Source organism: Polaromonas sp. P4_F4, assembly GCF_056401355.1.
In genome coordinates, this window is the sequence record NZ_JBFUJO010000029.1 from 24,242 (window position 1) to 46,789 (window position 22,548).

At 63.9% G+C, this 22,548-nt stretch carries 21 protein-coding genes; 10 read left to right on the plus strand and 11 right to left on the minus strand.

Going from position 1 to position 22,548, the window contains the following annotated elements; genetic code table 11:
- Positions 1-217: 217 nt before the first annotated feature.
- From AC1DUR_RS22490 to AC1DUR_RS22525, 8 genes are all read left to right on the plus strand, one after another.
- Positions 218-1,045: a VOC family protein gene (locus tag AC1DUR_RS22490; RefSeq protein WP_477720687.1), complete on the plus strand. Its 828-nt coding sequence runs from the start codon at positions 218-220 to the stop codon at positions 1,043-1,045.
- A 45-nt stretch (positions 1,046-1,090) separates the two neighbouring features.
- Positions 1,091-1,894, plus strand: a complete 804-nt coding sequence (locus AC1DUR_RS22495; RefSeq protein WP_477720688.1) for an IclR family transcriptional regulator — start codon at positions 1,091-1,093, stop codon at positions 1,892-1,894.
- The gene (locus tag AC1DUR_RS22500; protein WP_477720689.1) at positions 1,891-3,582 is read left to right on the plus strand and encodes a bifunctional 3-(3-hydroxy-phenyl)propionate/3-hydroxycinnamic acid hydroxylase; all 1,692 of its coding nucleotides are present in this window, start codon (positions 1,891-1,893) and stop codon (positions 3,580-3,582) included. The genes AC1DUR_RS22495 and AC1DUR_RS22500 overlap by 4 nt, the downstream gene beginning before the upstream one ends.
- Before the next feature lie 34 nt (positions 3,583-3,616).
- Positions 3,617-4,636: a Bug family tripartite tricarboxylate transporter substrate binding protein gene (locus AC1DUR_RS22505; protein WP_477720690.1), complete on the plus strand. Its 1,020-nt coding sequence runs from the start codon at positions 3,617-3,619 to the stop codon at positions 4,634-4,636.
- Between the two features lie 43 nt (positions 4,637-4,679).
- Entirely contained in the window at positions 4,680-5,528 is an 849-nt protein-coding gene (locus AC1DUR_RS22510; protein WP_477720691.1) for a fumarylacetoacetate hydrolase family protein, read from the plus strand.
- A 4-nt stretch (positions 5,529-5,532) separates the two neighbouring features.
- Positions 5,533-5,931, plus strand: coding sequence for a nuclear transport factor 2 family protein (locus tag AC1DUR_RS22515; RefSeq protein ID WP_477720692.1), 399 nt, complete (start codon positions 5,533-5,535; stop codon positions 5,929-5,931).
- Complete coding sequence (locus tag AC1DUR_RS22520; RefSeq protein ID WP_477720693.1) at positions 5,928-6,677, plus strand: class II aldolase/adducin family protein; 750 nt, start codon at positions 5,928-5,930, stop codon at positions 6,675-6,677. Before AC1DUR_RS22515 ends, AC1DUR_RS22520 begins: the two co-directional genes overlap by 4 nt.
- A 166-nt stretch (positions 6,678-6,843) precedes the next feature.
- The gene (locus AC1DUR_RS22525; RefSeq protein WP_477720694.1) at positions 6,844-7,821 is read left to right on the plus strand and encodes a Bug family tripartite tricarboxylate transporter substrate binding protein; all 978 of its coding nucleotides are present in this window, start codon (positions 6,844-6,846) and stop codon (positions 7,819-7,821) included.
- A 350-nt stretch (positions 7,822-8,171) separates the two neighbouring features.
- Here the strand turns inward: AC1DUR_RS22525 and AC1DUR_RS22530 are convergent, their stop codons facing one another.
- The 7 genes from AC1DUR_RS22530 to AC1DUR_RS22560 all read right to left on the minus strand — a co-directional run bounded on the left by AC1DUR_RS22530 (position 8,172) and on the right by AC1DUR_RS22560 (position 14,221).
- Positions 8,172-9,629 carry an aldehyde dehydrogenase family protein gene (locus tag AC1DUR_RS22530; protein WP_477720695.1) on the minus strand — a complete coding sequence of 486 codons (1,458 nt, stop codon included), beginning with the start codon at positions 9,627-9,629 and terminating at the stop codon, positions 8,172-8,174.
- A 75-nt stretch (positions 9,630-9,704) separates the two neighbouring features.
- The gene (locus AC1DUR_RS22535) at positions 9,705-10,679 is read right to left on the minus strand and encodes a Bug family tripartite tricarboxylate transporter substrate binding protein (protein WP_477720696.1); all 975 of its coding nucleotides are present in this window, start codon (positions 10,677-10,679) and stop codon (positions 9,705-9,707) included.
- 359 nt (positions 10,680-11,038) lie between these two features.
- A complete protein-coding gene (locus AC1DUR_RS22540; RefSeq protein WP_477720697.1) occupies positions 11,039-11,731 on the minus strand; it encodes a hypothetical protein in 693 nt (230 codons plus the stop codon).
- A gap of 550 nt (positions 11,732-12,281) precedes the next feature.
- Positions 12,282-13,091: a hypothetical protein gene (locus tag AC1DUR_RS22545; protein WP_477720698.1), complete on the minus strand. Its 810-nt coding sequence runs from the start codon at positions 13,089-13,091 to the stop codon at positions 12,282-12,284.
- Positions 13,092-13,225: 134 nt separating this feature from the next.
- Entirely contained in the window at positions 13,226-13,456 is a 231-nt protein-coding gene (locus AC1DUR_RS22550; RefSeq protein ID WP_477720699.1) for a hypothetical protein, read from the minus strand.
- A gap of 214 nt (positions 13,457-13,670) precedes the next feature.
- Entirely contained in the window at positions 13,671-13,844 is a 174-nt protein-coding gene (locus AC1DUR_RS22555; protein ID WP_477720700.1) for a hypothetical protein, read from the minus strand.
- A complete protein-coding gene (locus AC1DUR_RS22560) occupies positions 13,841-14,221 on the minus strand; it encodes a hypothetical protein (RefSeq protein WP_477720701.1) in 381 nt (126 codons plus the stop codon). The genes AC1DUR_RS22555 and AC1DUR_RS22560 overlap by 4 nt, the downstream gene beginning before the upstream one ends.
- A 364-nt stretch (positions 14,222-14,585) precedes the next feature.
- Between AC1DUR_RS22560 and AC1DUR_RS22565 the strand changes: the two genes are divergently transcribed.
- Positions 14,586-15,206 carry a DUF502 domain-containing protein gene (locus AC1DUR_RS22565; RefSeq protein WP_477720702.1) on the plus strand — a complete coding sequence of 207 codons (621 nt, stop codon included), beginning with the start codon at positions 14,586-14,588 and terminating at the stop codon, positions 15,204-15,206.
- Positions 15,207-15,388: 182 nt separating this feature from the next.
- Positions 15,389-16,750: a dicarboxylate/amino acid:cation symporter gene (locus tag AC1DUR_RS22570; RefSeq protein ID WP_477720703.1), complete on the plus strand. Its 1,362-nt coding sequence runs from the start codon at positions 15,389-15,391 to the stop codon at positions 16,748-16,750.
- Positions 16,751-16,839: 89 nt separating this feature from the next.
- On the opposite strand, the gene infA is transcribed toward AC1DUR_RS22570, so the two are convergent.
- The 4 genes from infA to AC1DUR_RS22590 all read right to left on the minus strand — a co-directional run bounded on the left by infA (position 16,840) and on the right by AC1DUR_RS22590 (position 22,395).
- Positions 16,840-17,097 carry a translation initiation factor IF-1 gene (gene infA, locus AC1DUR_RS22575; protein WP_477720704.1) on the minus strand — a complete coding sequence of 86 codons (258 nt, stop codon included), beginning with the start codon at positions 17,095-17,097 and terminating at the stop codon, positions 16,840-16,842.
- Positions 17,098-17,213: 116 nt separating this feature from the next.
- The gene (locus AC1DUR_RS22580) at positions 17,214-17,453 is read right to left on the minus strand and encodes a hypothetical protein (RefSeq protein WP_477720705.1); all 240 of its coding nucleotides are present in this window, start codon (positions 17,451-17,453) and stop codon (positions 17,214-17,216) included.
- A gap of 384 nt (positions 17,454-17,837) precedes the next feature.
- Positions 17,838-18,887 carry a response regulator gene (locus AC1DUR_RS22585; RefSeq protein ID WP_477720706.1) on the minus strand — a complete coding sequence of 350 codons (1,050 nt, stop codon included), beginning with the start codon at positions 18,885-18,887 and terminating at the stop codon, positions 17,838-17,840.
- The gene (locus AC1DUR_RS22590) at positions 18,871-22,395 is read right to left on the minus strand and encodes a hybrid sensor histidine kinase/response regulator (RefSeq protein ID WP_477720707.1); all 3,525 of its coding nucleotides are present in this window, start codon (positions 22,393-22,395) and stop codon (positions 18,871-18,873) included. The genes AC1DUR_RS22585 and AC1DUR_RS22590 overlap by 17 nt, the downstream gene beginning before the upstream one ends.
- Between the last annotated feature and the right edge of the window lie 153 nt (positions 22,396-22,548).

A 22,548-nucleotide genomic window follows, 5' to 3' on the forward strand; every position in this document is an offset into this window, starting at 1 on the left:
GCCAGTCTGATCCCTCCTGGAATGGGCTCCAATCAGCCTTTCTATCCAATAAGGACAAGGGCAAGAAGCTCCTGAAAAGATAGCAATTCTGCGGGAGATCGTGCCGGAGGACTGCCGACAAAATATGGCTCCAGTCTCACCTGTTGAGATTTTTGTTTGACAGCTTTTCCCACCCCGGCGACAGTGATGGCACCGATTCATCACACAAGCCGCCATCATGGAACTGCAAGCCGCACTGCAATGCATTCACCTTTATTCGCCTGACCCGCTGCGGGCCGCCCGTTTCTACAGCGCCACCTACGGCATGACGCTGGAGCCCGGCACCGACGGCTACCTGTGCCGCGGCCCGGGACGCGAGGTGCAGCTGTCGGCAGGCCCCGCCAACCAGCTCAGGTATGCGCACTTTGCCCTGAGCAGCACCCGTGCATGGGAGTCGTTTGACGCCCGCACGCAAGGCCTTGCACGCCAGGCTTTGCCCGCCGCCTTTGCCGGCCGGACCGCCGTCGCCCTGCGGGACCCGGACGGCAACCTGCTGGTCTTCACATCCCGCGAGGGCATCACGGCTGAAAGCACTGATCCGGCGTTGCCGCCCGCTGCATTGCAGCACTTTGCGCTGCGCACGCCCAACCTGCCCGCCCTGCTGGATTTTTATACCGGACCCTTGGGCTTTGTGCTGTCGGACGAGGTGAAAGATGCGGAGGGCGTTGTGCGCGCCTGCTTTTTGCGCACCGATGCCTTGCACCATGCGCTGGCGCTGTTTTTTGCGCCCACCGCCTGCTTTGACCACCAGTCGTTTGAAGCACCCGACTGGGCCGGCATGAAACAGTGGGGCGACCACATGGCGGCCCTGCGGGTGCCCATCGTCTGGGGCATCGGCCGCCACGGCCCGGGCAACGACGTGTTCTTCATGGTACGCGACCCCGACGGCAACCTCGCCGAGATTTCAGCAGAGATAGAGCACTGCGCACCCGGCCGCCCTGCCGGGCTCTGGCCGCACGAGGAGCGCACGCTCAATCTGTGGGGCAAAGCTATTTTGCGCAGCTAGGCCACCGGAAAAAGACGCGAGAGCCAAACACGAAAGACAAACACCATGGCAAGCACCAACCGCATGTTGCGCATCCTCGGGTTTTTCAACCTGGAGCGCCCTGTCATCACGCCGGAGTGGCTGATCGAGCAGCTTGGTGTGTCGCGCGCCAGCGTCTACCGCGACCTGGGCCAGCTCGCCAGCGCGGGCATGCTGGAGCGCGTGGCCGATCGCGGCTATGTGCTGGGCCCCATGGTGGTGGAGCTGGACCGCCAGATCCGCCTGGCCGACCCGCTGCTGGGCGCCGCCGGTGAACTGCTGGGCCGGCTGGCGGAAGAGACCGGCGGCATCGTGCTGCTGTGCCGCTTTCACGGCAACAAGGTGATGTGCATTCACCAGGCCAGCCCCTTGAAGAACCGCCATCCGGGGGCTCAGCCGGGCCTGTCGGTCAGCTACGACCGGGGGCGCGCCATGCCGCTGTACCGGGGCGCCACGTCAAAAATCATCCTGGCCTATCTGCCGCAACCCCAGCTCAGGCAGCTCTGGGCCACCGAGCGCAAGACGCTGGTGGCGGCGGGTCTGCCCGACGACTTTGCGCAGCTCGGCAAGGTGTTGCGGGGCATCCGCGAGGTGGGCCACTGCATCACCGCGGGCGAGGTGGACCCCGACGCCGTGGGCTTTGCCGTGGCCTTGCGCGACGGCGAGTACCTGCTTGGCAGCCTGAGCATCGTGCTGCCGGCCGCTTCGCTCACGGCCGCACTGCGCAAGACCATGCTGACCCGATTGCAAAGTACCGCGGGCCGCATCGAAGGCCGGCTGCAAGACCAGCGTGCGAAAGCCCGCGCAACCAAAAAAACGGATACCCCATGAATGCACCACTGCCTTTTTCATCGCTCTCGCCACCGCTACCCGCGTTAGCAGGCGAGACGCACTTTCCGGTCGTGATTGTGGGCGCCGGGCCCACCGGGCTCATGCTGGCCAACCTGCTGGGCGTGCAGGGTGTCCGCAGCCTGGTGATAGAGCGCAACACCAGCACGGTCGGCGAGCCGCGCGCAGTTACGATTGACGACGAGAGCCTGCGCACGGTGCAGGCCACGGGCCTGATCCGCGACGTGCTGCCGCAGGTGGTGCAGGGCTATGGCGTGCACTACTACTCCTGGCGCAACAAGGAGTTCGCGCGCATTGAACCGCGGGGCATGGAACACGGCTTTCCCAAACGCAACGCCTTCCGGCAGCAGGTGCTGGTGGGCCAGCTGCGCGACGGGCTGCAACGCTTTGACGGGTCGGCGATCTGGTTCGGCCATGAACTTGTGCGCTTTCAGGACGAAGGCGTGGATGGTGAAGCCGTGCACCTTGAACTCAGGCATGCGGGGGAGACAAAACACATCAGCTGCAACTGGCTGGTGGCCTGCGACGGCGGGCGCAGCGGCGTGCGCGAGCAGCTGGGCATCCAGCTGACGGGCAGTACTTACGACGAAAAATGGCTGATTGTGGACTTGCTGGACCGCACCTGCGCCTTCCGCCATACCCGCACCTACTGTGACCCGGTGCGGCCCGCCATACGCCTGCCCGGGCCGGCCGGCACGCTGCGCTATGAATTCATGCTGCATGAGGGTGAAGACCCCGAGCAGATGCTGGACGAGGCCCGCATACGCAGCTGGATCCGTGCCCGCGAGCCGGCGGACGCCACGCTGGCGATCACGCGCAAGGTCGTGTATGCCTTCCATGCGCGGGTGGCCGAGCGCTGGAAATCAGGCCGCGTGTTTCTGGCCGGCGATGCGGCGCACCTGACGCCGCCGTTTGCCGGACAAGGCATGAACAGCGGCGTGCGCGACGCGGCCAACCTGGCCTGGAAGCTGGCGGCCGTCGTGCAAGGCCGGCTGTCCGCCTCGGTGCTGGAAAGCTATGAGCAGGAACGCAAGCCGCATGCCTGGTCGCTGATCCGCATGGCGGTGCGCATCGGTGCCTTCATGCAACCCAAATCCGCGCTGGCCGCCATGCTGACGCAGGGTGCGCTCAAGCTGTGCAGCCTGTACCGGCCGGTGCGCGACTATGTGATGCAGCTCAAGTTCAAACCCCGGCCGCGTTTTGCTGACGGATTTTTTGCGGATGGCGAGGCCGCCCCGGCCCTGGTGCCGGCCGGGCAACTGCTGCCCCAGCCGATGGTGGAGCTGCCAGGCGGCACGCGCACCGCGCTGGACGATGTACTGGGCTCCGGCTTTGCGTTGCTGACGCTGGCCGGCGCCGACGCGGGCGCCGCGCTGGAAAGCATGGCGTCCTCGGGCCTGGCCTGCAGGCACGTGCAGGTGGTCCTGCAGGCAGACGATTTCATCACGGTCGCCGCACCGGGCGCCACACCCGATGCCGTGCTGCGCGATGGCGACGGCACGCTGGAAAAGATCATTCGCAGCGCCGGCGCCGATGCCGTGCTGCTCAGGCCCGACCGCTACGTGCTGGCGTACTTCAACCGCCAGGATGCGCGCGCCGCCACCCGGCTGCAGGCGCTGCTCCGTCAGTTTTCACCGCACCACGCCCACCCCATGCCCAACGCGGCATAGACCGCGCCTTTCACCCACCCCCTGGAGACAAACCATGACATCCCTTGCCCCTGCGGCCTTGTTCAAGCCCGCCCAGACTTTTGCTTTCACCCTTGCGGCCCTGCTGGTTCCGCCCGTCCTGCTGGCCGCGGCACCCGCCGCCCATGCGCAGGACTTCCCCACCAAGCCGGTCCGGGTCGTTACGCCCTTCCCGGCCGGCAGCGGGCCCGAGGTGGCGCTGCGCCTGGTGGCCGAGAAGCTCTCCAGGCTGTGGGGCAAACCGGTGATCGTGGACAACCGCCCCGGCGCCAGCGGCTTTCTGGCCATTGAAGCGATCAAGCGCGCCAGCCCCGACGGCCACGAGCTGCTGCAGATGGACAACGCCCAGATGGCGGCGCAACCCTTTCTCTTCAAAAAACTGCCTTACGAACTGCTGCGCGACTTTGAACCGGTCACGCCCATCCTGCGCAACTACTTCTTCGTCACGGTGCCGGCGGGCAGCCGCTACAAGACCATGGGCGACCTGGTCGCGAGCGCCAAGGCCGGGCCGGGCCTGGTCAACTATGGCTCGTGGTTTGTCGGCAGCCCCGGCCACATTGGCGCGGCCATGCTGGAAGCCTCCACGTCCACGAAGATGACGCATGTGCCCTACAAGGAGATGTCGCAGCTCTATGTGGCGGTGGGCAACCAGGAAGTCGACTGGGCCTTTGGCAGCGCCGCCAGTGCCGGCGCCATGCAGCGCGCGGGCCGGACACGCTACCTGGCGGTGGCCGCGCCCAAACGGGTGGCGGGCTTTCCCGATGTGCCCACGGTTGCCGAGTCCGGCGGCCCCGCCGGCTTTGAACTGAGCGCCTGGACGGCCCTGCTGGCACCCAAGGGCACACCCCGTGCCGTGGTGGAAAAAATCCAGAAAGACGTGGCGGCGGTGCTGTCCGAACAGGACGTGAAAGACAAGTACAGCGCCATGTACTACGAGCCCTACTTCCTCAACACCGAGCAGTTTTTGCAGCAGCTGCGCACCGATTCGCAGCGCTACGGGGACACCATCCGGCGCCTCAATATTTCGCTGGACTGAACGCGGGCCGCGACCGAATTTTTTACCTCACAGAAAGCACACCATGAAAATCATCAGCTACCTTCACCAGGGCCAACCCGGCTGGGGCATGACCAGCGGCGCCGGCATTGTCCCCCTGCACAGCAGCCAGTACCCCACCCTGCTCAGCGCCCTGCAGGCCGGAAAGCTCGAAGACCTGGCAGCCGCCGCGGAGGGCGCGCCCGCGGTGGCCCTCGGCGACATCCAGTTCCTCCCGGTGATCCCCACACCGGGCAAAATTTTCTGCGTGGGCCACAACTATGAAGAGCACCGCATCGAGACCGAGCGAGACCCGACCCAGCATCCGCTGCTCTTCATCCGTGTGGCTGAGTCGCAAACCGGGCACCTGCAGCCCATCGTGCTGCCCACCGAATCGACCCACCTCGATTACGAAGGCGAGATTGCCGTGGTGATCGGCAAGGCCGGGCGGCGCATCCGCCCGGCGGACGCCTGGTCGCATGTGGCCGGCTACAGCGCCTACAACGACGGCTCCATCCGCGACTGGCAAAAGCACACCATCCAGTTCACCGCCGGCAAGAACTTCACCGCCACCGGCGCCTTTGGCCCGTGGATGGTGACGCGCGGCGAAATTGCCGATGGCGAGGAGCTGACGCTGGAGACGCGGCTGAACGGCGAGGTCATGCAGCGCACCACCACGGCATCGATGATTTTCAGCATTCCGGTGCTGATCGAATACATCTCGACCTTCACCTCGCTGCAGCCGGGCGACGTGATCGTGACCGGCACGCCGGGCGGCGTCGGCGCCAAGCGCAACCCGCCGGTGTGGATGAAGCCGGGCGACCACGTCGAGGTCGAAGTCGGCAAGGTCGGCATCTTGTCCAACGCCATTGCGGCCGAGCCGGCGCAGGGCTGAAGCCATGACCACCGCGAATGAAGACAGCCCCGCAGCGGCGGGCGCGCGGGCAGTTGAAGAAGCCCGGCGGCAGGCCATGCTGGACGGCAAGCTCCTGACGCTGGCCGACCTGCTGTCGGACACGCTGGCCTACACACACTCCACGGGTGTGCAGGACAGCAAGCAAAGTTACCTGGAGCAGCTTTCCAGCGGCGCACTACGCTACGAGGCCCTGGAATTTGTGGCGCCTGTCATCCGGGTGCTGGGCCCTGTGGCGCTGGTGAGCGCGCTGATGAAGGCCACGGTGCAGCGCGGCGGCAACCGGCGCGACGTGGCCAGCAGCTACCTGGCCGTGTGGGAGAGCACGCCCGCCGGCTGGAAGCTGCAGGCGGTCCAGGCCACCCCGTTGGCGGCGGCAGCATGAACAGCAGCCCGATGACAGCATCCGAGACCGCGCTGGCGGCGCCGGTGACGCTGGTGGCGCAGCTGGTGCTGGCCAACCACATCCTGGCGGCCCGCGGCGTGGTGGATGGCTTTGGCCATGTCAGCGCGCGGCACCCGGCCGACGCGGGCGCCTTTTTGCTCTCGCGCAGCCGCGCTCCGGCGCTGGTGACGGCGGCCGACATTGGCTGCTATGACCTCGAAGGCAATCCGCTGGGCGAAATATGCGGCGCACCTTATCTGGAGCGCTTCATCCACAGCGAAATCTACCGCGCGCGTCCCGATGTGATGGCGGTGGTGCACAGCCATTCGCCCAGCGTCATTCCGTTTGGCGTGACCGGCCAGCGCCTGCGCCCGGTCTTCCACATGAGCGGCTTTCTGGGCAGCGGCTCCGCGCATTTCGACAGCCGCGACAGCGTGGGCGACAGTGACCTGCTGATACGCAGCCCGGCCCTCGGGCAGGCGCTGGCAACGGCCCTGGGCGATTGCGCCTGCGTGCTGATGCGCGGCCACGGCAGCACGGTGACCGGCAAATCGCTGGAGCAGGCGGTCTACAGGGCCGTGTATGCCGAAGCCAATGCCCGGCTGCAGACCGCAGCCATGGGACTGGGGCCGGTGACCTACCTGAGCGAGCGCGAGGCAGCGCTGGCCGCAGCGGCCAACGACAGCCAGACCGGCCGCGCCTGGGCCCTGTGGCAGCACGAGCTGGCCGGCACCGCCGACACATAGTCGCCCCCTCACCGCCGCTACCACCCCAACACCCGCCCCATACCCCACTCACCACTCACCACTTCCCACCAGCTACTCCCCACTACTACAACCTGGAGACCAGAACATGACACCGGCATTGAATTTGAATTTGAATTTGAAATCGAAATCGAAATCGAAATTGACCTTGAAATCGCCTTGGGGCCTGTGCAGCATCCTCGGCCTGGCGCTGGCCTGCCTGAGCACGGCACCCGCTGCCCGGGCGGACACCTACCCCAGCAAATCCGTTCGCATCATCGTTCCCTACGGAACCGGCGGCGGTGCCGACACGCTGGCGCGCCAGCTGGGCGCCAGCCTGCAGCAGCTGTGGGGCCAGGGCGTCGCCGTGGACAACCGCGCCGGCGCGTCGGGCAACATCGGTTCGGAAGCCGTGGTTCGCTCGCCGGCCGACGGCTACACGCTGCTGCTGCAAAACAGCACCATGGTGGTCAACATGGGGCTGGGCGTGAAACTCAATTACGACCCCGAGAAAGACCTGACGCCCATCATGCTGCTGGGCATCACGCCGATTGCGCTGGCCGCCCACCCCAGCCTCAACGTGAAAAGCCTCAAGCAGCTCCAGGACTATGCCAGGGCCAACCCCGGCAAGCTGAGCTACGGCTCCTGCGGCGTGGGCACACCGATGCACTTCGTCATGGAACTGGTCAAGCAAAAGACCGGCCTGGACGCCGTGCACGCGGGCTACAAGGGCTGCGCGCCAGCCGTCACGGACGTGGTGGGCGGCCAGATTCCGCTGGCCATCCTCAGCGCCAACCTGGTCGCGCCCTACGCCAAGGCAGGCAAGCTGAATGTGGTGGGTGTGGCCAGCCAAAAGCGCTACGCACTGCTGCCGGACGTGGCCACGCTGGAAGAGCAGGGCCTGAAGCCACTCGACTTTTCCACCTGGTTCGCGCTGATGGGACCGGCCAACATGCCGGCGGCAGTGGTGACACGCATCGTTGCCGACGTGCAAAAAGTGCTGGCAGACCCTGCCGTGCAGTCGCGCCTTTCCAACGCTGGCGTGGAGCCTTATGCGGGCAGCGGTGCAGACCTGTCGCGGCTGATCCGCTCGGACAAGCTGCGCTATGAGCAACTGGCCAAGGCGGCCAATATCAAGCCGGAATGAAGCGTTCCTGGTTCTTGTTTTGCCGTCCTGTCGCGCACGCGCTGCCCTGCCGCCCCGGCCTACCCCAGATTGATGGGGTGGGCAGGGCAACGAAAGTGGAGAAGACCAAGGGATTGCGCGACTGATTTCCCACCGATTGCGGTTTGATTGCCTCTTGATCACCGCCTGATTGCAGTCAAAGCGGGTTGCGGTAGGAGGCCCATGTCATCACCAGCCGGCGGTCGGTCAATCCAGGGCCCTCAGGGCCTGAGACCGTGCGCAACATCCCGTGGCTTTGTGTCACCCGCGCCACGGCAGGAGACGCGGCAGCCCGGCGTATCGAACGGTCTGGCGCCCCATCGGATGCAGCACTAGAAGGCGATATGCACGTTCTTGTTCTGTGTGAAGCTGAGGAGTTCCTCGAAACTTTCCTCCCGGCCAATACCCGATTGTTTGTAGCCCCCAAACGAGGCCCCCAGAAAATGCGTGCTGGCCTTGTTGACCCAGATGTAGCCTGCCTCGATGCGGCTGGCCGCCTTGTGGGCGTTGCGCAGGTTGGTGGTCCAGATCGAGCCGGTCAGCCCGTACTCAACGGCGTTGACATCGTCGAACATCTGTTCCTCGTCGTCCCACTGGATGACAGACAGGACAGGGCCGAAGATCTCTTCGCGGGCAATCCGCATGGCGGGTGTTACGCCGGTGAACACCGTGGGCTCCACAAAACACCCATTGCGCAACTCAGCCGCTTGCGGCCTCTTGCCACCGTAAGCAAGGGTTGCCCCCTCCCGCTTTCCGATCTCGATATAGCCCAGCACCTTGTCGAGCTGCGCGCGCGAGACGATGCAGCCCATGGTGGTCTGCATCTCGGTCGGGATGCCGGGTTGGTAGTGCTGCATTCTCTGGAGCAGGATGTCCATCACACGGCCATAGACGGACTGGTGCACAAACAGCCGCGAGGTCGACCCGCAGGATTGCCCGCACCAGGTGAAGTTCATGCCGTCCACGGCAGCACGTGCGGCCTTTTCGATGTCGGCATCGGGGTAGATGATGCAGGCGTTCTTGCCACCCAGCTCCAGCGTCACATGCTTGAGCCGCTCAGCTCCGGCCTTGGCAATTGCGCGGCCGGTCGGCACACTGCCGATCAGCGACAGCCGGGGCACCAGCGGATGGGCCACCAGGGCCTGCGCGCCCGGGGTGCCGCAGGTCAGGACGTTGAGGACACCGGGCGGGAGAATGCCATCGACCAGTTCCATGAACCGATAAGCCGACAGCGGGGCCTGGTAGGGAGGCTTCATGATGACGGTGTTGCCGGTGGCCAGCGCCGGCCCGGCCTTGCCCGCGGTGAACATGAGCGGATGGTTGTAGGCCACGATGCGCCCGCATACGCCAAAAGGTTCACGCACTGAAAAATTGGTGACATCCTCGCCCATGGGAATGGTGTCGCCCTTGACCTCTCCCGCCAGCGCGGCCGACAGGTCCAGCATGCGCGCGGCAGCTGCCGCATCGCCCATCATTTCACGCACCGGGTTTCCGCAGTTGGCCGCATCAATCAGCGCCAGCTCCTCGGCGTTTGACCTGAGGATGTTCGCCATCTCGCGAAGTGCAGTGGCGCGGACAGCCGGCGTTGTCTTGCGCCAGCCGGCAAAGGCCCTGTGCGCCGCGGCCACGGCGGCATCCACATCCTCCTGATTGGCCTCGGCGCAGGGGCCCAGGCTTTCACCGGTAGCCGGGTTGCTCGTCTCCAGGTAGCCGCCGCGGGGCTGGTGCCACGCCCCGTCGTAGTAGAGATCGCGGTGTGCGGGCAGAACGTTTTGTATTTTTTGATCCATATCAGCTTTCAGGACGTGTTGAATGGGGGGTTGAATGGGTGTTGAATGTGCTGAATGTTTTGGCGGTGCGGCCGCTCAGTCCACCTGGGCGCCGGACAGCTTGACCAGCCGGCCAAACTTCTCGTACTCGCTGCGGATGACAGCGCCAAATTCCGCCGACGAACCCACCCGCAAACCAACGCCCACGGCGGAAAAGCGTGCGGCCAGCTCGCTGGACGTGGCGGCTGCCGCGGCGGCATCGTGCATTTTTTTGATGACCTCCGGCGGCGTGCCGGCGGGCGCAAGAAGTCCGGCCGTGGCATACATCTGATAGCCGGGCAAGCCCGACTCGGCGAGCGTGGGCACATTGGGAAACGCCGGCAGGCGCTGCGCCGTGCCGATGGCCAGAATGCGGACTTTTCCGGCGCTGACGCCCTGCGTCGCTGCGGTGTAGCCCATGAACGCCATGTCCACCTCGCCGGACATCAGGGCCATACCCACCTGGGCCGCGCCTTTGTAGGGGACATGCGTGATGTCGACCCCGCCCATGAACTTGAACAGCTCGGCACTGATGTGGTGGATGGAGCCGTTACCCGCCGAGCCGTAGCTCAGCTTGCCGGGCATTTTTTTGGCATGCGCCATCAGCTGCTGCAGGCTGGTTACCGGAAGCGAGCCGTTCACCACCAGAAACATGGGCAGGATGCCTACCTCCACGACGGGGACCAGATCCTTCAGCGGGTGATAGGGAAGCTTGCTGAACAAATGCGGATTGATGGCCCACGCGGAACTGTCAGCAAACAGCAGTGTGTATCCGTCCGCCGAAGCCTTGGCAACGGCGTCGGATGCCAGCGTCCCGGATGCCCCGGGGCGGTTGTCGACGACGACGGGCGTTCCGAGATTCTCCGTGATTTTTTGGGCCATCAGCCTGCCCACGACATCGGGAGTCGATCCGGCTGCGGACCCCACGACGAACTTCACCGGCCGAGAGGGGTAGCCTTGCGCCATGGCGGCCTGGCAAGCTGCCAGGACGGCCGTCATGGCGATCATTTTCATGAGATTCCGGAAAATCATGGGTTTGTCTCCTGCAATGGTTTTTGCGCAACTGTTTTGCGATGCCCGGACGGGCGCGATCCAATGTCGCCGCCGCTCGATGACGCGTCAAACCAGCGTCTCAAGCGGCGAGACTGCAGGGTAAATTTCAAGGTTTTCCGGTTGCGCCGGGGGTGTCAGAGCGATGCCCGACAAGACAATTGGGCAATTGAGCAATTGCCGGAGCGACCACCTGATGCGGGTGGCGGTGCTGACGTAGGACAGCTGGCGTCCGGACAGACTGCGCGATGAAGCAGTTGCTCAGGTCTTCAGTTGGCCAGCGTGGCCAGTACGGTTAGTACGATCAGTACAGTCCGTATTGGGCGCAGATAAGGCGGGGTTTACCGCTGGCTCAGGGCTGTGGCACCCAGGATGTGCTGCACGGGCTGAGTCTCGGGCAGCACATACACAACGCCGTAGCTTTTGCCCAGCACAGGGGCCACCACCGTGTCGTAGAAATCCACAGGCACCACGACACAGCCGATGGAAATGCGGTTGTCGTCGGGCGTGGCGGACACCAGCCGCTCCGCACGGCGTTCTTTCGGGTCGGCCGGGCGCAGCCGGTGGATGGCCAGCTTGGCGGCGTAGTCGATCCAGACAATCGCCTCACCCTGGAGGTTGTGCCCCGGCTCCGAGACAAACCGGCCGGCGGGCGTGGTGCGTTCGTCCACCCGCAAGCTGGCCACGCTGCGCTGCTCAATGCCGGGAACCGAGTGGTCGCCTGGTGTGAGGCCCAACAGCGCAGCGGAAGCGCCGCGCAGGCGGCCGTTGGCCGCAAACACAAAGACGCGGGCGCCCTTTTTATCGACGATGACAAAGGGCAGCCCCTGGTTGTCGCCCTGCCCGACAATCCATTGCAGCGCGTATTGCGCATCGTCCGAAGCGGACTCCAGCGCCAGGTCAAAGCCGCGGTTGTCCATCGGCTCCAAAGCCGCCGCCGGCGCGGCAGCTGACAGCAAGGGCGCCAGCGCCGCGCCCACGAGCAGTGCCATCTGGACGATGGGAGCGTGCAGCAGCTTGCCTGTCAACAACATCGGAGATCCTGCGGATTGCGCCAATAACGTGCGCAAGCGCACAGATCAAAAAAAGCCGGACCCACCCCTCGGTGATTGGTCCGGCTACGGATGCCGCTGATGTTAGCGATGCAAGCAAATGTTTACAACGAATGCCCCATCAAAACACTCTCCAATTCGCTATCACTTCTGTAGCATGAGATGACCATTCCTTGTGGGCACACTCCTGTTTTTTGCACCGCCGGAGGGCCGTGTAACAGATGCCGGGCTGTGGCTTATTTTCTGCATGGCGCCTTTTTTTCCCGGCAAGCGAAATCCGTCCCGGGCAACCGGGAGGGTCTGTTACAAATCAGGTCATCGGAAAAAGGGAGCAGGATGTGAAGGCCCTTTCATTCCTTGAGGGCCGTGAAGCTCCCTCCCCTGCCGGGGGAGGGTTGGGGTGGGGGCCAGCGACGACCAGGTCAGCACGGCGGCGCGACGCCCACGCCGTGAGCCCCCATTCCGGCCTTCCCCAGCGGGGGAAGGAGATGATCGGCACTGCACGCGGTGTGCTAGCTGAACCGTATTGTGACTAGCCTGCGGGCCTCAGGCCGTGCCGGGCGGCCACATCGTAGGCTGAGGTAAAAACTTCGCCGACGGACTTGACCTCCGGCAGCACATACACCACGCCATAGCGGGCGTTGAAGGCCGGCTTGAGCACGTTCTCAAAAAACTCGACCGGCATGTTGATGCAGCCATAGGAAATGCGGTTGTCTTCGGTGGTGGGCGAGGCCAGGCGTTCCAGCCGGCGCTCCTTGGGCTCCAGGGCGCGTACCCGGTGCATGGACACCGCCGCCTCGTAGTCGACCCACACCACGTCTTCGCCGAGGGTATTGCGGCCTGGTTCCGCCATGAAGCGGCCGGCTGGCGTCGTGCGCTCCTGCGGCTCCACTTCCGCAATGGGCCGCCCGCCAATGCCGGTGACGGAATCGTCGCCTTTCGCGGCGCCGATCAGCACCGGGGTCGCACCGCGCAACTTGCCGGCAGGGTCAAACACAAACACCCGGGTATTTTTCTTGTCCAGGATCACGAAAAAAAGCCGCTGGTTGTCGCCCGAGTCGACCACCCAGTTGGCGACATGCTGCGCATCGGCGGATGCGCTTTCGCCGGCGAAATCCGCATAGCGCGGCCCCGGCTGGCTGTGAGGGGTGCCCATGCGCAGCGGTGGCAATGGTGGCAATGTAAGCGCCAGAATCGCAGCGCCCAGCAAAACGCCCTGCTTGATGCCATCCAGCAGATCCGAGCGCCGGTTGGCGGTTTCCCCCGGCTCGGGCAGAGGCAGGGCCGTCTCACCACCAGCGGCCTGGGAGCCGGGCACTTGAATGGATCGCACGAATTGCATGAACTCTCTACCGAGGGCCATGTGGACAAACCTTTAACGACCTTGGCGCGTATGAACGCACCTCGGGCCGGCAGCGCGAAACGCGTTCTGCCGGCCCGGGAAGAACTCACACCCGCGTACGGGTTCGCCCAGGCTCAGTTGCGGTCAGCCTGGGCCGGACGCTCGGTTACGGCTGTCGACGGGCTTTCCGTAGTCATGCCCGAACTGGTACTTGGGCTGGGCTGGTTTTGCATGGTCTGGCTGGAGGTGTCGGCCGGTGTAGCCGGTTGCGTGCCAGGATCCGGTGTCTGGGCATAAGCCAGCCCGATGGCACCAACCACAGCAGCGGCGGCTACGGTAGAAGCCAGGGTTTTGGATGCTTTCATTTCTACTCCTTAAGCGTGCCCATTACAGGCACTGTGGTGGGTCGAAGGCTGGCCGTATTGCCAGCTGCCTTGAATTTACGCGTGATCACCTCCGGCGCAGCGTCGGTCCGATGCGAAGGGCCATGTAGGACAAGCGAGGTCACAAAATGCTACCCATGTGCCGACTCGCAAGCACCAGGACCTGCTCAAGGCGTCGCATCAGTCCAGCAGCTGGCTATTCGTTAGGGTTGTTGCCTTTGACGCCGTGCTCTGCCTTGAGGGCGAGCTGAACCTGCTCAAGCTGGTCCACGATCTGGTCGATGCGCAGAAAATCTTTCACAGGCTGCATCATCAGGGCCTGCAGATCGGCCCGCAAGCGGGCGTAGTCAGCCTCCAAGTCGGGTTTCATGCGAGCCTTCGTATGTGCGAGGTGAAGCCGCCATTGGTCACGGGCGGGGGCTTCAAGGGGTCGGCACGTTCAACAGGCCTCGGAGGCGGCGCAGAGGCTATGCGGATGAAGTTCACCACAGCGTCAGGCGCCGCACGCGGACCATACTGGAGGTCGGGGCCAACCAGGCGCTGCAACTCGCCATAGCCGGTAGCGAGTGCCGCGTCGTAGGCCGAAAACGTCCTGTTGGCGCTCCCTATGGATTTGAATACCGGAGGGTTGCCGTGGCCTTCCAGAATACGCCAGCGAAAATCCCCGGGGGCCGTTTCTTCGACGGTTAGGGCCAGCGAGCGCAACGGCGCGTTGAACTGCGCGCTGACCAGTTTGGACTGATTCATGGCTTGTTCCAGATCCAGGCGAATCCACAGCGATCCGCCTGAAAAATTATTTGAAAATTTTCCTCAAGACTCACCAATATTCACCGATGTTCACCAATGGAACCAGCAGGCATATGAAGATTGAAGATAAAGACGAACCGGTTCAACATCAGTCTAGGCAAATGCAAGCCGGCGCGGGCAGTGCTTCATACCCAGCCAATGTAGGACGGCGCCGATGACAGGGGACAGCGCTCGTGTCACGTGAAAAGCCGCGTCACGTGAAATGGTTATATTGGGACCCGGAGTTACACCATGCTGTCAACGTCATCTGCGGTGATGCCTTTGCCGGCTCCCCCGGCGGCCACGAACAAACACCCTCACTCCCATGAAAAGCCTCTACAAATATTTCTTTCGCGGCCTCATCACCGTTTTGCCGGTGGCCCTGACGCTGTACCTGCTCTATATCTTTCTGGCCTGGACAGAAACTGCGGCCCTCTGGATATTGCGTCCAGTGATAGGCGGCTTTTATGTGCCCGGCCTGGGCCTGGTGTTCGGCATTTTGATCATTCTGGTGATTGGCTTCCTGGTGTCCAAGCCCCGTGTGCGAAAGCTGCTGTCATTTGCCGAACTGCCATTTACCAACCTGCCGGTGGTGAAGAGCATTTACTCGTCGCTGAAAAGCTTTGCAGACTACTTTTCACCGGCCGGCAAGCAGGCGGAACAAAGCGTGGTGATCCTGCGCATGCCTGGTCACCCCCTGGAAATTGTGGGGCTGATCACGCGACGCAGTTTTGCCGATTTGCCCGCAGGCTTTTTGCCGGGTGAACGCGTCGCGGTGTATTTGCCCATGGGCTACATGATTGGCGGCTACACCGTGTTCGTGCCGACCGAGTGGGTGCAGCCCATTGACATGTCGGTGGAAGAAGCGATGCGGTCCTCGCTGATTGCCTGGATGGCACGGCCGACGCCCACCGCGCATCCCGGCGGCGCAGGCCCCGCGACCTGAGCCGGGACACCTTATCGCCTTTTACAGGGCCGCGCCCGGAGCGGCGGAGACCCATGAACGGCAACCCGCAGCTCTTGTGTGGCCCGGGTTTCCGGTGCCCCGAACCCGCCTTGCAATTTTTTCTCACAAGGCTATATTGAACACCCCGTCATAAACACCGCATCTGGCGATGCGCTCCGGCCATGACAACGACAATAACAGGCAGCAGCAAACCTCCACTGTACCGCTCCCTTTATTTTCAGGTGGTGTGCGCCGTGATCGCTGGCGTGGCCCTCGGGCATTTTTATCCTGCCCTCGGCGCCGAAATGAAACCCCTGGGCGATGGTTTCATCAAGCTGATCAAGATGATGATTGCCCCCATCATTTTCTGCACCGTGGTAGTCGGCATCGCGGGCATGGAAGACATGAAGAAAGTGGGCAAGACCGGTGGCCTGGCACTGCTCTACTTCGAAGTCGTCAGCACCTTTGCATTGATCATCGGGCTGGTGCTGGTGAATGTGTTCCAGCCCGGCGCGGGCATGAACGTCGATCCGTCCACGCTCGACACAAAATCCATCGCAGCGTACACCGGCCCGGGCAAGATGGTGGGCACCACCGACTTCCTGCTCAACGTCATACCAGCGACGCTGATCGATGCATTCGCCAAGGGCGAGATTTTGCAGGTGCTGCTGATTGCCGTGATGTTTGGCTTTGCCTTGCACCGCTTCGGCGGGCGCGGCACGCTGGTCTTCGACTTCATCGAAAAAACCTCGCACGTGCTCTTTACCATCGTCGGCTTCATCATGAAGCTGGCTCCCATAGGCGCCTTTGGCGCGATGGCTTTCACCATCGGAAAATACGGCGTCGGCACGCTGTTTTCACTCGGCAAACTGATGGGCGCGTTCTACCTGACCTGCCTGATCTTCATCTTTGTGGTGCTCGGCCTGATTGCGCGCCTGCACGGCTTCAGCATCTGGAAGTTCATCAAGTACATCAAGGAAGAGCTGCTGATCGTGCTGGGCACCTCGTCGTCGGAGTCGGTGTTGCCGCGCATGATGGAGAAAATGGAAAACCTGGGTGCCAAAAAAACCACCGTGGGCCTGGTGATTCCGACGGGTTATTCGTTCAACCTGGACGGCACATCCATCTACCTGACCATGGCGGCGGTGTTTATCGCGCAGGCGACCAACACGCCCATGACGCTCACCCAGGAGTTGACGCTGCTGGCCGTCTTGCTGCTGACGTCGAAGGGAGCAGCCGGCATTACCGGCAGTGGTTTCATCGTGCTGGCCGCCACCCTGTCTGCCGTGGGCACGGTTCCGGTGGCCGGGCTGGCGCTGATCCTGGGGATAGACCGGTTCATGTCGGAGGCGCGGGCGCTGACCAACCTGATCGGCAATGGCGTGGCCACGCTGGTGGTGGCCAAGTGGACGGGTGATCTGGACACCAGCCGGCTGAAAGCCGGCCTGGACAATGAGACCTGGATCGAGGCCCAGGAGCCTGAAGTCCTGCTGGACCAAAAAACGGAGCACATGGCGGGTTCGCGCGAGGCCGAAGCCATCTGACCGGCCGCGCTGCGGAAACGGTCATCCCTGAACGCGGGCCTTTCCCTGCTTTTCCTGCTTTGCGGGGTCTGCCTTTGCGCGGGCTTGGCTTAGCGCGCAGGCCGCTGGGCAGGGCCCGGTCCGCGGCCGGCAATGTGGCGGAAGGTGATGCGGCCCTTGCTCAGGTCGTAGGGCGACAACTCCAGCGACACCTGATCGCCGGCCAGGATGCGGATGTGGTTTTTGCGCATCTTGCCGGAGGTATAGGCCACCAGTTTGTGGCCATTGTCGAGCGTCACGCGGAAACGCGAATCGGGCAGCACTTCGTCCACCAGTCCATGCATTTCAATCAGTTCTTCTTTGGCCATGATGTAACTCCTTGAGAATTTGAAAAAAACCTGTTTGACTATCTGTCTGTCTTTTGGCTTGCTTGTTTAACGTTTATCTGGCTGTCCTGGCTGACCCCGACAGGGGCGGCCGGCAGTCAACAGCAAGCCGGCGATGAGCGCTCATGAATCCAGCGCAGGGCGTGCTCGGTGGCGTAATGCAGCGCGGCTGCCGCGCTGTCAAAAAGGCCGCTGAAACGCAGAACGCGGTCATGCGACGCGCTGCCGCGCCCGGAGCGGATGGAAACCGAAGCGGCGTAACGCCCTTCGCCCTGGTCTTTGGCGAGCGGCGAAACTAGGTATTTGCCCACCGCGATTTTGTTGTGATCAATGTTCATAAATGTCCTGGGCCGGGTTGCCAAGTCGTGGGTCCCGGCTTGTAAGTCGAAAAAATAAAGAGTAAACGGCTTGCGAACAAGCCGGCGGGTGTTCGGTTTCTGCCCGCCAGGCCCCTTGGAAAGGGCTGGGCTGGTTGAGCCTTTGAGGGGCACTGTTGGGGGAGTGCTCGCCAGGAAATGGAACAGTGCTGTGAAGGGTTCAGGGCTCTAGGGGCGCTGAACGCACTGTGAATTCGGGCTCTGGGAAGCGCCGTATTTGAGAAGGAAGCCTGTGGCAAAAGGCTTCGATGTAAAAATCTGGTGCTATACCGAAGCCGCTATTGTAACAGTCTGGCCCGCATCGCGCATCCCAGGCCCTTACCCAGCTTCACGCCCCGGCTTCATTCACGCCTCAAACTGCGGATGAAGCTGCCGGATGCGGTTCAGCGCCATGCCGGCGGCGGCCGTGCGGGTTTCCACGCCGAGCTTGGCGTACACATGCTCCAGATGCTTTTTGACAGTGGCCGGACTGGCACCCAGAATGCCGGCGATGTCGCGGTTGATCTTGCCCTTGATCACCCAGTAGAGCACCTCGGCCTCGCGGGCCGTGAGCTTGAAGCTCAGGCTCATGGCCTCGACCACCGCATCGTCGGAGATCTCGCGCATCACGATCAGCCAGTCGCCCGTGCCGTCACCGTCTGCCCCCGCATCGCCGGTGTGCCGGTGCAGCCGGAATGTCAGCCGGCGCGGCCCCTGTTCCACGGCCAGGCGCGGCGGCTCAAGCTCGCGCCCACCCCCCGCCTCGGCTTGGTGGCGACGCAGCCAGTTCAGCACCGGTTCGGGGGTCTGGGGCGCCGAGGTGCCGTAGTAACGCATCAATAGATCACGCGCCAGCGGAGTTTGCCAGATCAGCCTGCCGTCGCCCGGCCCGCCCATGCGCACCGTGATGCTGGCATAACCGAACGCATCCAGCGCATTGCGCGCCTGACCCGCCTGCCGGGCCTCCTGCCTGGCACGGCGAGCGCCCTGCAGGTGCACGCCCATGCGTGCCATGACCTCCTTGGGCTTGATCGGCTTGGTCACGTAATCAACGCCGCCCGCCTCCAGGGCCGCGACCAGATGCTCGGTCTCCGTCAACCCGGTCATGAAGATGATGGGAATGTGCGCGGTCTCGGCCATGGCTTTCAGGCGCTTGGCCACCTCGAAGCCGTCCATGCCGGGCATCATGGCGTCGAGCAACACGATGTCCGGCACGGCCTGCCGGGCCCGGTTCAGGGCGGCTTCGCCGCTGGTGGCGACCAGCACGGTGTAGCCCGACTCATCGAGCGCGTCGTGCAGCACCGAGAGGTTGTCAGGCACGTCGTCCACGATCAGCACCACATCGCTGTTGGCACGGTCCAGGGTGTGGTCCAGCTTGCGGTCCATAGCGCGGGTGGAGTCAAGCACGCTGTTCATGGGCGGCCTCCTGGTTGGTGAGCTGCCGGCCCATGGCTTCAAACTGGAACTGCCGCGCCAGCGCCCGCATGTCCTCGACGAAAGCGGCAGTAGCGGGTTGCTGCGCTTCAATCTCCGCCAGCTTGTTCATGATGCCGCGGTAAAACCCGAGCGTGACCACTTCGAGCAAGGCTGCCAGCTGCGGCGCATCGGGCAGGACGCGCGGCGGCTGCGCCGCCGGAGCAGGCAGGTAGGTACTGCCTGCCTGCGCCTCATAACACCAGCGCAAGCCGAGGCGCCGCTCCAGCCAGTCGATCAGCTCGGTGTGGCGCACCGGTTTCAGGATGAAATCCTCCGGCGGTATGCCGACATCGTTGTCCAGCCCCTTGTCGAACGCATTGGCCGACACGATCGCCAGGTGGGTGCCGGTGTGCCCGGCACTGCGCACGCGGCGCAGGGTTTCCCAGCCGTCGATGCCCGGCATGGCGAGGTCCATGAAAATAACATCCGGCTGGTAACCGGCGGCCAGCAGGTCCAGGCAATCATGGCCGCTGGCCGCGGTGCGCAGGTCAAAGCCCATGGGCTCGAGCAGCTGCACCAGCAATTCGCGATCGGGCTCCTCGTTGTCCACCACCAGCAGCTTGCGGCGCACCCCCTCGTAGCCGCGTGGCTGGCGCCTGGCCGGTGCGGCGAGCGTGCTTTTGCCGGCGCCGGCAGCCACATGCACTTCGGGCAGAAACAGCCGGACGCGGAACACCGACCCTTCACCCGGCGTGCTGAGCACCGTCATCTCGCCGCCCATCAGGTCGGTCAGCATTTTGGCGATGGTCAGGCCCAGGCCGGCGCCGGGTGTGCCTTCCGCACTGTGGCCGGCCGTGGCGCCGCGCGCGAAGGGCTCAAAAATCTGCGCCAGCTCCGCTTCGCTCATCCCCGGGCCGGTGTCTTCAATGTCGATATAGGCCATCTCGCGCGCATGGCGCAACCGGAAGATCACCTGTCCGTGGGCGGTGAACTTGATGGCATTGCCCAGCAGGTTGATGAGGATCTGGCGGACCCGCTTTTCATCGGCACGCACCAGTTCGGGCAGGTTGCCGGTGGTCTCAAACCGGAAGCCCAGGCCCTTGGCGGCAGCCTGCAACTCGAACATGCCCGCCATTTCATGCACGCAATCGGCAAACTGCATGGGCTTGACCGTGAGCGTGAGCTTGCCCGCCTCGATGCGGGCGATGTCCAGCGTGCCTTCAATCAGCGACAGCAGATGCTCGCCGCCGCGCCGGATCACATTGACCGCCTGCTTGCGGTGCGGCGGTATCGCGGCGTCTTCGCCCATCAGCTGGGCATAGCCCAAAATGCTGTTGAGCGGCGTGCGCAGCTCATGGCTGATGGCGCTGATGTAGCGGCTCTTGGCCTGGTTGGCCTGGTCGGCCGCGTGCCTGGCGTGCTCGGCATGCAGCTTGGCCTGTTGCAGGGCTTCATCGGTCTGGCGGTGCAGCTCGATCTCGCGCATCAGCAAATGCGTCTGCCGGTTGGACTCTTCCTGCGCGACCTGCCGGCTCTTGTGCGCCAGCACCAGCCACCAGGCGACCAGCCCGGCGATGACCAGCAGCGCCATGTAGGCCTTCAAAAAACCCGAGCGCAGGGCCGACCCGGACAGCATGAAGTCGCCGAGTGCCCCCATCTCCTGGTGGTAGAGCAGCCCGAACACGCTGGCCAGCAGCGGCACGATGATCAGCATCAGCAGCAGGAAGTGGCCCAGCCCGGTGTCAAGATAAGGCCAGATGCGGTGCGGCAGCAGCCAGCGCAGGGCCGCCGACCACTGCGCCGACAGGCTTGCCTGCGGCTTGCACAAATCGCCGCAGCGCGCGTCCAGGGTGCAGCACAGCGAGCAGATGGGGCCCTGGTAGGCCGGGCAATGCGCCATGTCGGGGCCTTCATAGGCGCGTTCGCAGATCACGCATTGCTGCGTGGCATAGCGCTGGTACGACGCGTCGGCCTCCGACACTCCCGAACTGCGGGCAATGTAGTAGCGGCCCCTGGTCGCCCAGGCAATCAGCGGCGCCGTCACAAAGGCGGTCCCCATGGCGATCACCGCCGAAAAAGCCCGCGCCAGTTCGCCATACAGCCCAAGGTAGGCCGCCACGGACAGCAGGGAAGCCAGGGCCATGGCGCCCACACCCACCGGGTTGATGTCGTAGAGGTGCGCACGCTTGAATTCGATGCCCCGCGGCGACAGGCCCAGTGGCTTGTTGATGACCAGGTCGGCCACCACGGCCATCACCCAGGCAATGGCAATGTTGGAATACAGGCCCAGCACGTCGCCTAGCGCCTGGAACACATTCATCTCCATCAGCATGAAGGCAATCAGCGTGTTGAACACCACCCACACCACGCGACCGGGGTGGCTGTGCGTCAGGCGCGAGAAGAAGTTGGACCACGCCAGCGAGCCGGCATAGGCGTTGGTGACATTGATCTTGAGCTGCGAGATCACCACGAACAATGCCGTGGCCGCCACCGCCAGACCATAGTCGGGAAACACATATTCATACGCCGCCAGGTACATCTGGTTGGGGTCGACCGCGCGGTCTGGCGGCACCATGTTGGTGATGGCCAGGTAAGCCAGCAGGGCGCCGCCCAGCATCTTGATCACCCCCAGAATCACCCAGCCGGGCCCGCCGACGAGCACCCCGCCCCACCAGCGCCAGCGATTGGCCCGGGTCTGCACCGGCATGAAGCGCAGGTAGTCTGCCTGCTCGCCCATTTGCGTGATCAGCGCAATGCCCACCGTCAACGCAGCACCAAATAAGTGCAAATTGAACTCACTGCCGCCCCCTCTATCACCACCGTAGTGCAGCACCCCTGAAAAAGCACCAGGATTGCGCAGCAATACGTAGATGAAGGGGACCACGAGCATCACGATCCACAAAGGTTGCGTCCAGACCTGCAGGCGGCTGATGGCCGACACCCCGTGGGTGACCAGCGGAATCACGACCAGCGCACAGATCAGGTAACCCCAACTGGGGGGGATGCCCAAGGCCAGGTCCAGCGCGTAGGCCATGACGGCCGCCTCGAGCGCGAAGAAAATGAAGGTGAATGACGCGTAGATCAGCGAGGTGAGCGTGGAGCCGATATAGCCAAAACCCGCACCGCGGGTCAGCAAATCCATGTCAACCCCGTAGCGTGCGGCGTAAATGCTGATGGGCAGCCCCGCCAGAAAAATAATCAGCCCGGTGGCCACAATCGCCCAGAAGGCATTGGTGAAGCCGTATTTCACCAGCAGGGTGGCCCCCACGGCTTCCAGAATCAGGAAGGAGGCCGCGCCAAACGCCGTGTTGGCGACCCGGAACTCCGACCACTTGCGAAAACGCTGGGGGGTAAAGCGCAGCGCATAGTCCTCCATGGTCTCGCTGGCGACCCAGCTGTTGTAGTCGCGCCGGACCTTGATGATGCGCTGCACCGCCACCTCGGGCCTGGCGCACGCGTCCGGCGATGCCGGGGGCGCATCGGGTCGGGCTGGCAGCGGCGAAGGCATGACCGGGGCGTCCATGGGGGGTGGCGGCGAAGTGGTGACCTGTATTCAGTGCAGGTTCTGTGCCATGGAGCCGGGGGCCTCCGGACCGCCCTTGGTCTGCCCACCCTCTTGTGGCACGATGCTTGTGGCACCATTCTTGCACCCCGACTCACC